This is a genomic window from Parabacteroides caecihominis (assembly GCF_023656785.1).
GTDB lineage: Bacteria > Bacteroidota > Bacteroidia > Bacteroidales > Tannerellaceae > Parabacteroides > Parabacteroides segnis.
On the sequence record NZ_JAMOKS010000026.1, the window covers coordinates 17,068 to 33,609 of the forward strand.

Genomic DNA, 16,542 nt, shown 5'->3' on the forward strand with positions numbered 1-16,542 from the left:
AGTATGAATTATTTAGATCGGATCTGGATTTGTGCAGGTTTTAATCCCGGACTATCCACTTTAATCTTAATATTTCCTTTTTCTCCGGTTTTTGCTTTGACAATAGCCAAGGCTAATCCATTGAATGCTTCCCGTTGATTACTTTGGAATGGGACAAAGCTGGTCGGATCCCCGTTATCTGTCGCAACTAATTCTCCGCAACCGGTTACATCTATTTTTAGTTTGTGGTTTGCAGTTGGAACAAGGTTACCAGATTTATCTTCTATTCTGACTGTAATAAAGGCATATTCATAACCGTTATTGGAGATAATCTGCTTATCTGAAATCGAAGTGATTTTAGATGCTTCTGTTGTTGTTTGTATCTCATCTTTAGCCCAGACTTTACCTTTTTTATAAGCTATGACTTTTACTGTTCCGGGTTCATAGACAACATTATCCCAAACGAGTCTGAAATCTTTGCCTTCTTTTTTTACTTTTCGTCCATAACTCTTATTATTCACAAATAGTTCGGCTTCAGTTCCGGAAGTGTATACGTGTACCGGTACGGTTTTACCAGTTCTATCCGGCCAGTTCCAGTGAGGAAGGATATGTACCATAGGCAGTTCCGGACGCCAATGTGCCTGATAAATATAATATCTGTCTTTAGGAAAACCGGCAAGGTCTACGATACCGAAATAACTGCTTCTCGAAGGCGGCTGGAGTCTTTTCAGTTCTTCCAGTTTTTTTTCTAATTCAGCTTTCTTGCTGGGGTTTGTCCGGAAATTCAGCAGATTGGTGTTGTCTGAATTGAATGGAGTAGGTTCTCCAAGATAATCAAAACCTGTCCATACATATTCACCTAACAGATGGGGGTATTCTGCGTTTGTTGCAAATTGTTTGTCAGGTGTACAGCCCCAACCCGGATGATCGACATCATAAGAAGATATTTGAAAGTCTTTTCTTATTCCTCCATCGAAGTAATATACTCCACGTGTGCTGACACAAGAAGATGTTTCAGTACCGACTGTCGGTTTATTTTTATAACGTTCGTCCGCATCCCATTTGGCTTGTTGCTGGAAAAAGTAATTGACCCCCATGATATCCAGAGCTGTGCTGGCTCCGGATTCGCGTCCTCCGTCAGGATCATTATATCCGTTAGTTACTGGACGTGTTTTATCCATGGATTTAACTATATCCACTAAATGTTTGGTCATTTCGACATTTCTCTGTTCCATCACTTCATTGCCGATCGACCAGACGAATACGGATGGATGATTCCTGTCTCTGAATACCAGAGCCTTCAGGTCTTTTTCATGCCATTCGTCGTATAGTTTATTATAATCCCATTCTCTTTTACCTTTCGCCCATGCATCAAAAGCTTCGTCCATAATGAGTATGCCCATTTTGTCTGCAAGTTCCAGCAATTCCGGCGCTGGCGGATTGTGTGAAGTTCGAATGGAGTTACATCCCATTTTCTGCATAATTTCAATCTGGCGGATAAGAGCACTTTTATTGAAAGCTGCTCCTAAAGCTCCCAGGTCATGATGGTTACATACTCCTTTAATTTCTATCTTTCTGCCATTCAGAAAGAATCCGTTGCGGCTAAATTCGATTGTCCTTATACCAAAAGGTGTATAATAACAATCATCAGTTTTGCCATCAACAATGATCCGGGTTTGAGCAACATATCTGTTAGGTGATTCTATATCCCATTTTTTATAGTTTGTAATTTTCTTTGACTGTGATATTTTACCGGATGTGTGAGCAACCAATTGAATATCTTCGTTTTCAAAAGATAGTACTTTTTTACCAAATAGGTCGTTCGCGTTTATCTCGAAGATATCGGTTACAACTTTGGCTTTAACTGCTGTTTCCTGATTATTTTCGATCTCGATTTCCAAATTGATTTGTGCTGACTGGTCAGTAATATCAGTTGTTGTTATAAATGTCCCCCAGTGAGCTACGTGTGTTTTTCCTGTTTTTACTAACCAGACGTTTCTGTAAATTCCTGCTCCCGGATACCATCTGGAATCCCATTTTTCTGTATTAGTCCGTACCGCGAGCACATTTTCTGCATCGGATTTAATAAACGGGGTTAAATCCAAGCGGAACGAATTGTATCCGTAAGGCCAGCCCCCGATATATTGCTCGTTTAGCCATACTTCAGCATACGCCATAACACCGTCGAAATCAATATAAATCTGTTTGCCGGCATCTTCTTTGGAGAGTTTGAACGATTTGCGATACCAACCGATACCTTGAAAAGGTAATCTTCCTGTATTACCGGCCAAATCCATGCGGAAAGGACCTTCAATACCAAAATCATGCGGTAAAGTCAATTTCCTCCAATTTGAATCATTCAAGTCCGTACCTGATAAATTTTGAGGTTCTTCGATACGGTTACCGTCGGCTTGTAAACCGTAACGATAAAACTTCCAGTCGTTGTTAAATAGTTCGACTTCTGCATTTCCCTGGCGGATCATCTTTGTTTTTTCTTTGGCAAAACAAGTAAAGGCCAATGTCGTAAGTAGATACAGGATGAAATATTTTTTCATATTCTTCTATTTAAATGAAAAGAGATGCTACAAAAAATACTATTTAAGACTTTTGTAGCATCTTCTTTATTCGTTTTTTAAATATCGTCGGCCGGTTGACTGGCAGTTAATGGCCAGCCCGGATTCTGATAAATAGGGGAATCGGAATAATCCGTTTCTTTAGCAGTAATCATAAAATGTTGGATAGCGATCGGAGACAGGTAATGTGCCATTTTCCATGTATATCCGTCATATGCTAAAGTTCTAGCGATCTGGTAAGGTCTGACATATTTACTCAATGCAGGGTCGGATACATTTGCATTTGAGTTATCTACCCCATAAATAAGTTCGTAAGTCTTGTCCTCTTTGGCTGCTTCTGCATATTTTTCCGGATAATAATCTCCCCATATTTTAAAACCTTCAATAAAATAAGGAGTGGTCATTAACTGGTCAAGTGAGCGCCATCTTCTCAGATCATCTGTGCGGTAACCTTCGGCCATGAATTCACAAGCTCGTTCACGACGGATGTTATAGAGAGTTTTGTCTACCAGTTTTCCGGCTGAATAAGCGCTCCAGTTGGCTGCTGCTTCTTTTTGCATATCGGTAGCATCAATAGTTTTTTGAATATCCTCATCTACTCCGGCTCTTTTACGGATAGCTTTCCAATAAGCAGTTGCTTTTGCATCCAGTGTGTTGTGTCGTTCATAATATGCTTCAATATAATTCAGATAGGCTTCTGCTGAGCGATATACTATACAACCGTTATATCCTCCCCAGTTGTCACAAAGAGCCTTATCCGGATTAACACCTTTACGATTTGTATACCCTGTATTATAGCGGAACTGTTCGGAGCCACTGGTAATATTAGGCAAGAACGGTTCTTTGATAACACCATGAGATCCCATATCTGTATTGATCCACATGTTTAATTGTCCCGGTTCTTTTAGGAACAGGAAAGCACGTTCATCCCGGTCTTTTTTCACATCAGAGATTGATTCGTCTCCGTGATATCCGCTTCCCTGAGCATAATAAGGCAGACCGTTTGCCATCAGATAACTGTCAACCATTCCGCGGGTTACACCGATGCCCAGATTTGCTGTACTGGAATTGACTGGAATATTATTAGTTACACCAAGTCCTTTGTCATAAGCTTTCCATAACAATACCTCTTCATATCCGGACATATCGATAGCTCCATACATTTCAACAAAAGGATTCGATTCGCCCGGGCCTTGCGGTAATATACCTGTATTGGGGGTTAATCCAAAAGCTGAAGCCACGTTGTTGGATGCTTCGATTGCCTGATCCAGGAACCAATTGATTTCGTTGTCTATGTTGCCTGATTGGAACTGATAGTTTGCATTATAATCTTTTGCTGCTCCCGGCCATCCCGGTCCATTGGGAACAAATGCCGTTCCTTTGAAATACTTCAGCCAGGTTCCTTCGAATAGAGCAACTCTTGATTTCAATAATTGGGCAACCGGTTTACTTAGACGGTTCTTTTTTCCATCCGGCGATGTTGGTTTCATCAGCATAATCGCTGAATCGAGATCGGAAATAATGAAACGGGCTACCTCTGTTCGGGGTAAACGTTTGCTGGCTGTAATAAGGATTTCCTTGTCATCCGGATAAGTTGTAGTGACAATAGGAGAGTCTCCTATATCTACTAACTTATTGAAATGATGGAGTGCTCTGAAGAAATACATTTCACCGATATAATGATTAATCATTTCTTTATTACCGGATATTTGTTTTTGTTCGTTACGAGGTAAAACCGTGTTTAGAAAATAATTGATATTGTATAAATCTCCAAATCCCCAACTGCCACCGGTTGCCGGTACTTTCCATTCTCCGGCTACGTATTTTCCGGGCACTGATATACCGGCTTGTATGTCTGTTTGGTTATCACTGTCAAAAGGATCTTTGACGGGCAAGGTTCCATATTGATTGATAGAATAGGCTTCCAGTTGTGATTCTTCCCATAAATAGTTTTCGGGAGTTACGCTGGATGGTGGCACAATATCTAACTGGTCATCACAAGATGTGGTAAACAGCAGGCTTCCGATGAATGATATTCCTATATATAGATTTGCTAATTTCATTTTTTACGAATTAAAAGTTAACGTTTATACCTAAAGAAACAGTTTTAAACAATGGATATCCAATACTGGATGTTCCACCTCCAAGTGTTTCGGGATCGAATATTTTATTCAACTTTGTTCCTGTCCACAGATTTTCTGCGGAAAGGAATACCCTGAATTTGGAGATTGCTATTTTTTGCATGAGAGAATTTGGGAGCGTATAACCTACAGAGATGTTTTTTAATCTGATATAAGCACCATTCTGCAAATATTGGGTTTGTGTATTTTGATTTTTCGATGAGTTATCAAGTGGACGCGGATAATAAGAGTCTATATTAAGTCCCATTATATGATCCGGGTCATTCCTGAAATAATCCATATGTTCCTCAAAAGCAACAGAACGCCAGATATAGCCACTATAACCAAAGAAATTGTAGCTGCCTTCCCAGAAATCACGTTTCATTACTCCCTGGAAGAACAGACTGATATCAGCACCTTTCCATGCTGCGGCTAGGTTCAATCCGAAACGGAACCGGGGAGTATTATTACCGATTACTTTTAAATCTCCATGGTCATTTAAAGTGTTACTGCCATTGTTGATGACACCGTCTCCGTTCACGTCTTTGTACATAATATCTCCTGCTTCCCACTGGCTGCCGAGTGGTTGCTGTCCTCCGTTCGGAAGTGTAGCCAGGTGTTTATCCATTTCTTCCTGTGTTTTCGCAATACCGATTGTTTCATATCCCCAGATTTCACCAACATTTTGTCCGGAATAATATTTTCCCAGGTCGTACGTCTCATTCGGATAACTGGTGATAGTTGTCTGGTTGTCAGATAGGTTGAATGCAACCTGATAGTTGATACCATTGGATAGTTGATCCTTCCATAGCAAATTGATTTCCCATCCTTTTGTTCTCAAGTCTGTATTGTTTGTTTTGGGAACAGCTGTACCTAGGATAGCGGGAAGTTCCGGAGCCGGACCGATCATGTTTTTAGTGTCACGTTGGTACCAGTCGAAATTGGCTGTCAGACGGTTGTTGAACATACCCAGGTCGAAACCAAAATCAAGAGTACTGATTGTTTCCCACGTCTGTGTAGAACTGATGATGCCTGGTGCATTAGCCGTATTCGGTTTCTTTCCGTTAACGATCCAACCACCGTTTGAAGTACCCAACGGCATTGTTACATAGGTTGGGTACAGGGAACTTGTGTTTTGATTTCCCAATACACCGTATGAGCCACGTACTTTTAGCGTGTTGGCGATATCGGTCCAGTCGCTCCAGAATTCTTCCTGAGCGATATTCCAACCGGCAGAAACGGAAGGGAACATTTTCCAACGTTTATCGCTTCTGAAACGTGAAGTTCCGTCTGCACGAAGATTTGCTTCGAGCAAATAACGGTCTTTATAGTTGTAGTTGATACGTCCGAAGAAACCGGCTACAGCCCATTTATCTTTAGAACCGCTGACAGAGGGAGGTGCAGTTTTGCCGCTTCCGTCTGTTCCGTTTGTAATATCAATAACATCCATTCCCGGTACCATGATACCGTTACGCATGGCACTGAATCCATTGCTCCAGGATTGTTCGGACTGGAAACCCAGCATAAGTTTGAAATCGTGTCCGCTATCAAGTTTATGAGAGTAGGTCGAGTAGACATTTGGATTCAGGTAATCTCCGGATGTTGCATATTCTCTAACTTCGGTATTGTCGGAATTAGGAATAACATCTCCGGCTACGTTATGGTTATATGTTTTCTGAGTGTCCCAATGATTGCGGTATTTGGATGACCAGTAATTCAATTCTCCTGTGATTGTCCAATTTTTTATAGGAGTAACGGTTACTTGTAATTGCTGGCTCATGTGATCCATTTGAGTTTTATCTCTACCGCCTTCTTTAATGCCCAAAGCAGGAGAGGGGCTACTGAAAAAATGACCGTTGTCATCATATACCGGTAAAACAGGCCATGTCTGATATCCCATTGCTCCAATATATCCCATACGTGCAGGACGATCGTAATCGGAACGAGTGAATCTAACACCGTATTTAACGTGTACACGTTCTGATAATTGAGCCGCCAGTTTGATGTTGGTTGCATATCTTTTGTAAGTATCTTCGCTAAGCTTCATTAAACCTGTTGAGTTCAGGTAGTTCAGAGATGCATAAGCCTGTAATTTTTCAGAACCTCCGGTCAGACTGGCTGTATGTTCTTGCGAGAATGACCAATTGCTGTAGATAACATCCCACCAGTCAACGTTGTCGTTTGCATAGTCATATCCGTCACCCCAGTTTGCCGGATTGTTGGGGTCAGGAATATTGTTAGTCGTAATTTTACCATCCATATAATCTTTGATGCGTTGCATACGTTCCGGGGTGAATTTACCCGTACCCTTCGCGTTGATGGCGGCATCATTGAAATAGGTTGCAAAACGGTAAGAGTCTACCATTTTAGGACGTTTGATCGGAGTATTCCAGCGGAATGAGTCATTGTAGTTTACAACGAATCGACCGCTTTTTCCTGTTTTGGTGGTAACAAGGATAACACCAAAAGGAGCTCTTGAACCATAAATGGAAGAGGCTGCTGCATCTTTTAATACAGAAATACTTTCAATATCCTGCGGGTTCAACATATTAATATCTCCTTCCATTCCATCTATAAGGATAAGCGGATCACCTTTTGAACCCTCACCGATAGTAGTCATACCACGAACATTGATAGAAGGCGCCTGGTCCATTGTACCATCTGTTTTTGTGATATTTAGTCCAGGCATTACACCTTGCAGCATCATAGCTACATTCTGCACAGGTCTGTCTTCGAATGTTTCAGAAGAGGCTGTTGCTACAGCACCTGTTAAATTGACTTTTTTCTGGGTGCCAAAACCAACGACGACAACTTCATCCAGACTTTGAGCATCTTCTTTTAATACAATGTCAATTTTATTACTGTCTCCAACCTCGATCTCTTTCGTTATATAACCAATGTAAGAGATGACCAGCGTTGATTTTTTAGGAGCATCAATACTGAATTTTCCATCTATATCGGAAATGGCACCCGTAGTAGTTCCTTTTATGGAAATATTAGCACCAATGATAGGCAGGTCTGATTCATCTTTGATGACACCTTGTACTTTGTTCCCTTGTTGAGGGGCTATGTTTACCTCTTTTTTAGAAAGGATAATCTGACGGTCAACAATTTTGTATTGAATATCCGTATCCTCGAATAGTTGGTTCAGAACATGGTGGATATTTTGTTTTTTGACCTGAATATTTACTGTCTTACTTACATCAAGCGTATTGTCTGTGAAGAGGAAAGAGAATTCTGTTTCCTTTTCAATCTGTTCTAATACTTGTTCAACTGTTTTGTTGGATAATTTGAATGACAATGCTGTTGATTGTGAATAGGCCTGTTCTGCTTTGATTTGAAAAATCATTATAAACAATAAAAATATACCTATTCTCATTTTTCTACAAGTTTTTAAGAAAAAAAGGGATCCTGTATCCCCGAAATAATTCTGGAATTTCATAATTTTGTTATTGAATTTTCGATGTTAATTATTTCTTTGGATGATGTGCCAAAGAGATGGTTCTCTCAACAAGGGCGAGTTGCACCTCGCTCTTGTTTTTTTAGTGCTTTTCAAGTTCTAAATCATAGGCATTCTATATTAAAGTTAAATAATCATGATTATTTAAGCCAAACATCAATTTGCTGTTTGGCAAATGTTGTATCGCTATTTTGTTTTAACGAATTAACCTTCCATTTAATGGGGGCAGCACTTTCAAGATAACCGAATATCTGGTGAATCGTTTCATCTGTAAATGTGGCCCAGAATTTGTATTGTTTCTTTGACGGATTGTTATGAACTACAATGTTTACATTGAATTTATGTCCTAAGATTTTAAGTGCTTCTTCCAGTGTAGTGTTTCTAAATACGATCTTGCCGTCTTTCCAAGCGGTCGCTTCATATAGGTTGACTTGTTTGACATTGTATTCCTGAGTTTTCTTATTATAGAATAGTTTTTCTCCAGGTTTTAAGTTTGTCATGAAATTGTCAAACGAATGGATGTCGACTTTACCTTCGACAAGAGTCGCTTCTATTTCATCTCGGTCATCATAGGTATTTACATTGAATTGTGTTCCATGTGCCATCACTTTAATACCCGAGGTTGTAGAGACAAAGAAAGGGTGTTCTTTATCTGAATTGACTTCAAAGTATCCTTCCCCTGTTAGTTCTACCTCTCGTGTCTTTCCCTTGAATATAGCTGGATAACGGAGCCTACTACCTCCGTTCAGGTACACTTTTGAATGGTCCGGTAATTCTAACCGAGTAATCATTCCGTGTGAAGAATTTACTTCTACATATTGTATCTCTTCTTCGGAACCATAATTATTGCTGTTCATTAATAAATGGCCGAGAGTCAATGTTGATATAAGTAAAGGTAGTGTGAGTATGGCTGCTATACGGGATAATGTATTTATCCATATTCTTTTACTTTTTCTTCTCTCCAGTTTTTTATTTACAGTTTGAAAACCTTTCTGGGGATCGAATGCGTAATAACTATTGAGCAAATGCTTTAATTGATGTGCTTTACATACCTTCTCGAACTCCAGACGATTTTCATCCGATTCATTCAACCAGGACTCTACCAAGCGGGTTTCTTCTGATGTTGTCCCCTTTTGGATATATTTTATCAACAAGATTTCTATTTCAAACGGATCGATATTGTTCATTTTTTTTGAGTCGATTAGACAAAAATACTCCTTTATGTATATAGGACAATTACGATTGGAAAAACCGCCAGTAAATATTCTGTTTTTTTAAAAAATATTCAATACATTTGTATCTGTATGAATTTAACCTCTCAAATAGCAGATCCGGACAGTCTATTATGGAAGATTGCCATTAATGACGATAAAAATGCTTATCGGACACTTTTCGATCTTTTTTATCAACCTCTTTGTGTCTATGCAAGACGTTATGTGGATGAGCATGAGGCGATAGAAGATTTTGTTCAGAATGTTTTTGTTATGTTATGGGAAAATCGGAAAGATCTAAAGATAGAATCGTCTGTCAGGAATTATTTGCTGGTGAGTGTGAAAAACCAATGTTTAAACTATTTGAAGCACGAAGGATATAAACAGAGTTATATTGAGGTCTATTTGTCGAAGAGTTCAAATGCAGGAAATTATGATGAATTATATTTATTGACCGAATTGCAGGAGTTGTTGAATGAAGCATTGTCAAAACTTCCTGAAACGTATCGGATTATATTCGAAATGAGTAAGCTGGAAAATAAAAGTAATATAGAAATTGCCGAAACATTACAAATACCTTTACGTTCTGTAGAACGTTATAAAGCAAAAGTAATGGAGGCTTTGAAAAAAGATTTGAAAGATTATCTCCCTTTGTTACTTTGTTTTTTGAATTAGAGTTTTTAGTAGTTTGTTTAATTCGCTCCTTTCAAAATAAAAGTAGGTCCAAAATGATTTAGACCTACTCTTCATTTATTATTTTGCCGGTTACTTACAACCATTCTTTCATAAACGCATCCATTTCTTCCGCATGTTCTTCCAAGCTTTGCAGCAGTTTGAACTGGGCTTTTGTACGGATCAGATTATGTTTCGGGCTGTGGATCTTATAATATGTATCACCGTTGATATAGTCTGTCAGGAAGCGTACGGTCTGCATGTAAGTCAGCAGGCGGCCACCATAAGGAAGCAGACTGATTTCGAGCGGAGAAAGGAATGCCTTGGCTGTTTCCATGTAACCACGGGTATAAGCCTTAAAGATATCCATGTTTACATTTACATTGTCCAGATTTTCATCATCTTCGGCACCTGTATTGGCACCTGTACGGATAAAGTCACCGATATCGGACAATACGAATCCCGGCATTACCGTATCCAGGTCGATTACACAAAGTACCTTGTCAGTATCGGCATCGAACATCATGTTATTAACCTTCGTGTCGCAATGGTTGGTGCGTTTCTGCAACTTGCCTTCACGATACAGACGTTCCTGAATGCACATTGCTTCGGCACGTTTTTCAATTTCTTCGATCAGATCTTTCACTTCTTCCAAACGTCCGGCAGCGTTAGCCTTTACTGCATCGTGGAATTGTTCCAGACGGAATTCCATATTGTGGAAGTTAGGAATTGTTTCTCCCAGTGAGCCTTCCGGCAGGTCTGCCAGCATAGATTGGAAGTCACCGAATGCCTTACCGGCTTCGTATGAGAGTTCCGGAGTTACTTCTTCGTAGCTTTTGCTGTTGGGGATGAACAAGCATACACGCCAATAGCTGTCGCCATCGAAATAATATGGTTTACCATCTTTAGTCGGAAGGAAAGTCAACACTTTGCGGTCGATATCGCTTTCGCCTTTAGCTTCCAATTTTTTGCGGATATGAGTCGTTACAATATTGATATTGTTCTGTAGCATATCTACATTAGTAAAAATCAGATGGTTGATACGTTGTAATACGTATTTGATCTCGCCTTTTTCGTTTGTTACTTTCAGCGTGTCGTTAATGTGTCCGTTTCCGAAAGGTTCAGCGGAAACAACTTTTTCTGCCAGTGTGAACTGGTCGAGAATGTTCAGTAATTCTTCTTTTGTTTTTGCCATGGTATTTATTAATTGACAATTGATAATTGACTATTGAAAACAAGTTGTTGTTGTACTCTTTTCAATCATGCTTGCAAATGTAAAAATAATCTTTGATAAAATAAAAAAGGCAACGAGTCTGTTCGCTGCCTTTTTTATAAATTCATTTTGAATTGTTAATTGAACTTTGTCAATCTTCAATTATTTTTTGTTGCGGTTACCGTAACGGCTCATGAACTTATCAACACGTCCTGCTGTATCCACCAGTTTAGATTTACCAGTGTAGAACGGGTGAGAAGTATTAGAAATTTCGACTTTTACCAACGGATAAGTAACACCGTCAATTTCGATAGTCTCTTTTGCATTGATAGTTGAACGAGTGATAAATACATCTTCGTTTGACATGTCCTTGAATACTACAGGACGATAGTTTTCAGGATGAATTCCTTTTTTCATTGCTTCTTTATCTAATTTAATTTATACTCTTATTAGTTTGGTAACCGGTAAATTGGCTTGCAAAGGTATGGATTTGCTTCAAACTAACAAAGAAAATTGAACTATTTTTTCCGAAGGCGTTACTTTTGTATTATTTTATATGCTTAAAAGCATAAAGTTTTCAGAGAGTTCTTATCTTTGTGCAGAATTTTCAATCATTAACGTAATAATATATACTACAATGGTAAATTACAAAGATTTAGGTTTGGTGAACACAAAAGAAATGTTCGCTAAAGCCATCAAAGGCGGATATGCAATTCCGGCTTTCAACTTCAATAACATGGAACAGATGCAGGCTATCATCAAGGCTGCTGTTGAAACAAAATCTCCGGTTATCCTTCAGGTTTCTAAAGGTGCTCGTCAGTATGCTAATGCAACATTGTTGCGTTACATGGCTCAGGGTGCAGTTGAATATGCAAAAGAATTAGGCTGTCCGAATCCTCAGATTGTTCTGCACCTGGATCACGGTGATACATTTGAAACTTGCAAGAGCTGTATCGACTCAGGTTTCTCTTCTGTAATGATTGACGGTTCTCACCTGCCTTATGAAGAAAACGTAGCTTTGACTAAGAAAGTTGTTGACTATGCTCACCAGTTCGATGTAACAGTTGAAGGTGAACTTGGTGTATTGGCTGGTGTTGAAGACGAAGTTTCTTCAGATCATCACACATATACTGACCCTGAAGAAGTAATTGATTTCGCTACTCGCACAGGTTGCGATTCATTGGCTATCTCAATCGGTACTTCTCACGGTGCTTACAAATTTACTCCGGAACAGTGCCACATTGACCCGAAGACTGGCAAAATGGTTCCTCCTCCATTGGCATTCGAAGTATTGGATGCAGTAATGGAAAAACTTCCGGGATTCCCTATCGTTCTTCACGGTTCTTCTTCTGTTCCTGAAGAAGAAGTTGAAACAATCAACAAATTCGGTGGTGCTTTGAAGGCTGCTATCGGTATTCCTGAAGAAGAATTGCGTAAGGCTGCTAAATCTGCTGTTTGCAAGATTAACATCGACTCAGACTCTCGTTTGGCTATGACTGCTGCGATCCGTAAGACTTTCGCTGAAAAACCGGCTGAATTCGACCCTCGTAAATATCTGGGTCCGGCTCGCGATAACATGGAAAAACTGTACAAGCACAAAATTCTTAATGTACTTGGTTCAGACAACAAACTTTAATCAGATAACGGATTAAATATATAAGGAAGCCACCCCGTGTTTGCGGGGTGGCTTTTTTTGATAGTTATTATTCATACTGATCACCAAACAAATTTTGCCGATCAGTATATCACGGACGGCAGGGACGGTCTTTTGGATGTATTTGCTATTTTACGAATATTTGTGGGGAAAGAGTATTATGATTATTTATAAATAGTCAATTTATTTAAATCCTTTCAACGGTCTCGGCTGTGAAATCCTTAAACTACTGATTATTGCGGCTACCACGGCAAATCCTGTTGCCAGATACAAACATGCTTGCGTGCTGTTGTTCGGAACCAGATTGAATATCATAGCGACTAATGTTGCTCCCAGTGTCTGTCCTAATAAACGGGCTGTTCCCAGCATACCGCTTGCGCCTCCGCTTCGGTTGGAGGGGGCAGAGGAGATGATCGTGCTGTTATTGGGTGTCTGGAATAAACCGAATCCGGCTCCACAGATAAACAGGCGCCATATAATATCCGTATTTGTCGGGTTGTCGGGTAAAACGGCCAGAAGGAAAAGACCGGCAGCAAATATCGTCATACCGATACCTCCCAGTATACCGGCATGAATCCGTTCGACTAATCGTCCGGCAAGCGGGGCCATGATCATCGTTGCCAACGGCCAGGGAGTAAGAAGCAGGCCGGTCGTTACGTCACTTCGTTCCAATGCTCCCTGAAGGAAAAAGGGGAGGGAAATCATTGCCAGCATTTGTCCTGTGAAAGAACATATCGACGTGCCGATCGACATGGAGAAGATCGGGATGCGCATCAGGTCGACCGGAAGTAACGGAAACTGTTGGCGCAGTTGGCGGCGTACAAAGAAATAACCGATCATAAACAATACGGCTATACCTGCTATGATCAAAGTTGTGTTCTCCTTATGGGCAATACCTTCCAGTGAGAAAATCAGTAATCCGAATGTAAGAGCGTTCATCAGGCAACTGAGCTTGTCGAAACGGCGGCCGGTGACTTTAACCGGATTGGCTGGCAAATGCATCAGACCGATCACTAAGGCTGCAATGCCGATCGGGATATTGATGGCAAACAGCCAGTGCCACGAACCTAAAGACAGGATGATGGATGCAATGGTCGGTCCGGCGGCAATCGAGACGGCGACGACCAGGGCATTGATCCCCATGCCGCGGCCCAGGAAACGTTTGGGATAAATGATTCGGAGCAATGCCGTGTTAACACTTGTGATGGCGGCAGCTCCGAATCCTTGTAAGATACGTGCGGTTGTCAGCATCCAGAACGAATCGGCAAGGGCGCAGATGGCTGACGTGATGCTGAACAGTAAAATTCCTGATAAGTAAATCCTCCGGTAACCGTAAATGTCTCCCAATGAAGAGAAGGAAAGAAGCGAAATGGTGATTGCCAGCTGGTAAGCGTTGACTACCCAGATCGTGACAGACGGTGAAGTGCCTAGGTCGCGGGCTATTGTCGGCAAAGCGACATTTGCAATTGTTCCGTCTATGACGGACATTCCGACACCTAAAGCTGTGGCCAGTATAGCCCAGTAACGTTTAGGTAACGGTAGTCCGTCGTTCTCATTTACAGTTATGGCGCGATTTTGTAATATCATTTATGTCCTGTTTACTTAATAACTTGTCTAACGGCTTCCAGCATAGGTTCGACGGTCAACGGACTTCCTGTAGCCAGTATCATCCATTGGTTAGGGGTTAAACGTCCCTGGCGGAAAATCCGTTCTACTTCGTTCGCGAAGTTCTTGCCTTCCAGATACTGGTCAAGCTGGAATTCTATGATTTGTCCGAAAGCATAAGCCGACAAATACAATGGATAGCTGATCATGTGCGAATAAACAGCCAGTACCGTCTCGTCCTTTACTCCGAAAACAGGCGCATAATATTTGTTCCATATCTCTTTCGATAATGCGATTGTCGCTTCTTTCAACTGTTCGGCCGTTGCATCCGGATGGGCATACATCCATTTCCATACGGAAATATCCAGCATGGAAACACCGCATATTTCATACATGCTCCATACTTTATCCAATATTTCCATCGCCTGTTTTTCCGGATTCGGATCGGTGATACCCAATATTTCGAGATCACGTTTCTGGAAAACGAAAGCCAGCGCTTCGGTAAATGCAGTGTTGGGTACGCCGCTCAACATATAATAGTCTACATCATAAAGTGATAAAGTCTGCTCTACATTGTGGCCGAATTCATGGATGGCTATGTTGTATCCCTTATAATTCATTCCTGCTGCCGGAATACGTGTGCGGAGACGTGACTGCTGTCCTTTCATGGATGCTCCCCAGGCATGCCCTGAACCACGGGCGGCATCGACTGTGATCTTGTCGGCCAGATAGTTAGCCCGTTCGGCACTGAATCCCAGCTTCATAAGAATGTCCGGTAACTTCTTGTCCAAAGCTGCCGCATCCGGGTAAAGGGCTTGCGTTTGTGCATCTAGTTTGGTCTCGTCGAGATTACTGCGGGCTTTGAAACCGTCGTACCAGATATCGTAGGCTTCCAGTTTGCGTTCCAGACGTTTGGAAATCATTTTGCCGACTTCTTTCAATTCGGGAGCGGACAGAAATTCATCGAACAGTTTTTCAACATCCTGCAAGGCGACTTCCATATCGTCGTTGAATTTACGGTCGATATAGGTATTACCTGTGTATTTGTCAATGCCTTGCATAGCCTTAAAGTTATTCAGCATCTTCTGATAACGGACAGTCGATTCGGGAGTCGTTTTTACTTCCTTGTTGTCCTGCTGTACCATGTTTGTATATGGGTTCCATTCATACGCCCCTGAGTTGATTACTTCGACAGGAATATCCTGTGAAATGATCCGTTTCATCACTTCGTAAACGGTGCGTTGTTTGTCGAGTCCCTTTTTCCCCTTGTTATAGTTTGCCTTGATTTCATCACGCAGGTTCCAGTGTGACAGCAGGATCATGTCTTTAGGGAACAGGTGCTGACCTTTTTTATTTATTACATGACCCATGTAAATGTTATACTGGGAGATATAAATGTCGGCATCGCTTTCTGCGTTGGAAGCAGCCTGCAACAATGTAGCAGGGATCCGTTCCGTGAACATGTCGCCCAGACGTGCATAGGCCCAGGCTTTGCGGTCGGTGCCCAATGCTTCTTTTTCTTCCAGGGTAAGGTGGGGGAAGTTTAGTGCGATGATAAAAGCTATTTTATTATTGTATAAGTCATCGCTTAAATGGCTCGAAGGACTGTATGAACCGAACTTCTCATCGATGGGGTGCAACGGACCGTTATCCAGCTGCAAATTTTTCTGTAAGCGCAGCGACATCTCATTGAAATGACCGCTGATACCTTCGAGGTAGTCGCTGATCTTGAGGAATACCTGATACTTTTCGTTCGGATCGGCAATATAATTGTCTTCACAAAAAGAGCGGAAGGCTTTTTCGTCGCCGTCTGTTTCCAACCAAAGACGTGCAACCTGGCTGACTCCTTTTTCTATACTCTGTTTGTTACTGTTGTCCCTGGAGGTTAACGTGCTGATGGTCGATTTTATGACGGACGGATCGATGGATGCTTGTCCGTTCAGATACGCTAATGAGCAAATAAGCATAATACAAATGCGTTTAGTTAGATTTCTCATAAGATTTATGTTGTTAAGTTCAAGATCTTTTGCTGTGTAAATAAAAGCGTGAAGCAAA

The 16,542-nt window shown here is 41.0% G+C and carries 10 protein-coding genes; 2 read left to right on the forward strand and 8 right to left on the reverse strand.

What is annotated here, in order from left to right:
• Nucleotides 1-8: 8 nt before the first annotated feature.
• The 4 genes from galB to NBH14_RS19615 all read right to left on the reverse strand — a co-directional run bounded on the left by galB (nt 9) and on the right by NBH14_RS19615 (nt 9,319).
• On the reverse strand, nt 9-2,534 hold the full coding sequence (gene galB / locus NBH14_RS19600; protein WP_186960875.1) for a beta-galactosidase GalB: 2,526 nt from the start codon (nt 2,532-2,534) through the stop codon (nt 9-11).
• Nucleotides 2,535-2,611: 77 nt separating this feature from the next.
• Nucleotides 2,612-4,615, reverse strand: coding sequence for a RagB/SusD family nutrient uptake outer membrane protein (locus NBH14_RS19605; protein ID WP_186960874.1), 2,004 nt, complete (start codon nt 4,613-4,615; stop codon nt 2,612-2,614).
• Between the two features lie 10 nt (nt 4,616-4,625).
• The gene (locus NBH14_RS19610; protein WP_186960873.1) at nt 4,626-8,051 is read right to left on the reverse strand and encodes a TonB-dependent receptor; all 3,426 of its coding nucleotides are present in this window, start codon (nt 8,049-8,051) and stop codon (nt 4,626-4,628) included.
• Nucleotides 8,052-8,272: 221 nt separating this feature from the next.
• Nucleotides 8,273-9,319, reverse strand: a complete 1,047-nt coding sequence (locus tag NBH14_RS19615; protein WP_186960872.1) for a FecR family protein — start codon at nt 9,317-9,319, stop codon at nt 8,273-8,275.
• 117 nt (nt 9,320-9,436) lie between these two features.
• Here NBH14_RS19615 and NBH14_RS19620 point away from each other — a divergent pair, with 117 nt between their 5' ends.
• The gene (locus tag NBH14_RS19620) at nt 9,437-10,018 is read left to right on the forward strand and encodes an RNA polymerase sigma-70 factor (protein ID WP_186960871.1); all 582 of its coding nucleotides are present in this window, start codon (nt 9,437-9,439) and stop codon (nt 10,016-10,018) included.
• A 94-nt stretch (nt 10,019-10,112) separates the two neighbouring features.
• Here NBH14_RS19620 and NBH14_RS19625 read toward each other — a convergent pair whose 3' ends face one another.
• Nucleotides 10,113-11,210: a phosphotransferase enzyme family protein gene (locus NBH14_RS19625; protein ID WP_186960870.1), complete on the reverse strand. Its 1,098-nt coding sequence runs from the start codon at nt 11,208-11,210 to the stop codon at nt 10,113-10,115.
• A gap of 180 nt (nt 11,211-11,390) precedes the next feature.
• Nucleotides 11,391-11,645, reverse strand: a complete 255-nt coding sequence (locus NBH14_RS19630) for a type B 50S ribosomal protein L31 (RefSeq protein WP_007659112.1) — start codon at nt 11,643-11,645, stop codon at nt 11,391-11,393.
• Between the two features lie 220 nt (nt 11,646-11,865).
• On the opposite strand from NBH14_RS19630, the gene NBH14_RS19635 reads away from it, so the two are divergent.
• Nucleotides 11,866-12,864 (forward strand): class II fructose-bisphosphate aldolase, encoded by a 999-nt coding sequence (locus NBH14_RS19635; RefSeq protein WP_044214855.1) that lies wholly within the window; start codon nt 11,866-11,868, stop codon nt 12,862-12,864.
• A 201-nt stretch (nt 12,865-13,065) separates the two neighbouring features.
• Here the strand turns inward: NBH14_RS19635 and NBH14_RS19640 are convergent, their stop codons facing one another.
• Nucleotides 13,066-14,469 (reverse strand): MFS transporter, encoded by a 1,404-nt coding sequence (locus NBH14_RS19640; RefSeq protein WP_186960869.1) that lies wholly within the window; start codon nt 14,467-14,469, stop codon nt 13,066-13,068.
• An 11-nt stretch (nt 14,470-14,480) separates the two neighbouring features.
• Entirely contained in the window at nt 14,481-16,484 is a 2,004-nt protein-coding gene (locus NBH14_RS19645) for a hypothetical protein (RefSeq protein WP_250817718.1), read from the reverse strand.
• Between the last annotated feature and the right edge of the window lie 58 nt (nt 16,485-16,542).

Bases quoted from the DNA above. Each gene is read 5' to 3' on its own strand.
- NBH14_RS19620 (WP_186960871.1), top strand. From the start codon at position 9,437: ATGAATTTAACCTCTCAAATAGCAGATCCGGACAGTCTATTATGGAAG.
- NBH14_RS19635 (WP_044214855.1), top strand. From the start codon at position 11,866: ATGGTAAATTACAAAGATTTAGGTTTGGTGAACACAAAAGAAATGTTC.
- NBH14_RS19610 (WP_186960873.1), bottom strand. From the start codon at position 8,051: ATGAGAATAGGTATATTTTTATTGTTTATAATGATTTTTCAAATCAAA.
- NBH14_RS19625 (WP_186960870.1), bottom strand. From the start codon at position 11,210: ATGGCAAAAACAAAAGAAGAATTACTGAACATTCTCGACCAGTTCACA.
- NBH14_RS19645 (WP_250817718.1), bottom strand. From the start codon at position 16,484: ATGAGAAATCTAACTAAACGCATTTGTATTATGCTTATTTGCTCATTA.
- NBH14_RS19630 (WP_007659112.1), bottom strand. From the start codon at position 11,645: ATGAAAAAAGGAATTCATCCTGAAAACTATCGTCCTGTAGTATTCAAG.
- NBH14_RS19605 (WP_186960874.1), bottom strand. From the start codon at position 4,615: ATGAAATTAGCAAATCTATATATAGGAATATCATTCATCGGAAGCCTG.
- NBH14_RS19640 (WP_186960869.1), bottom strand. From the start codon at position 14,469: ATGATATTACAAAATCGCGCCATAACTGTAAATGAGAACGACGGACTA.
- NBH14_RS19615 (WP_186960872.1), bottom strand. From the start codon at position 9,319: ATGAACAATATCGATCCGTTTGAAATAGAAATCTTGTTGATAAAATAT.
- galB (WP_186960875.1), bottom strand. From the start codon at position 2,534: ATGAAAAAATATTTCATCCTGTATCTACTTACGACATTGGCCTTTACT.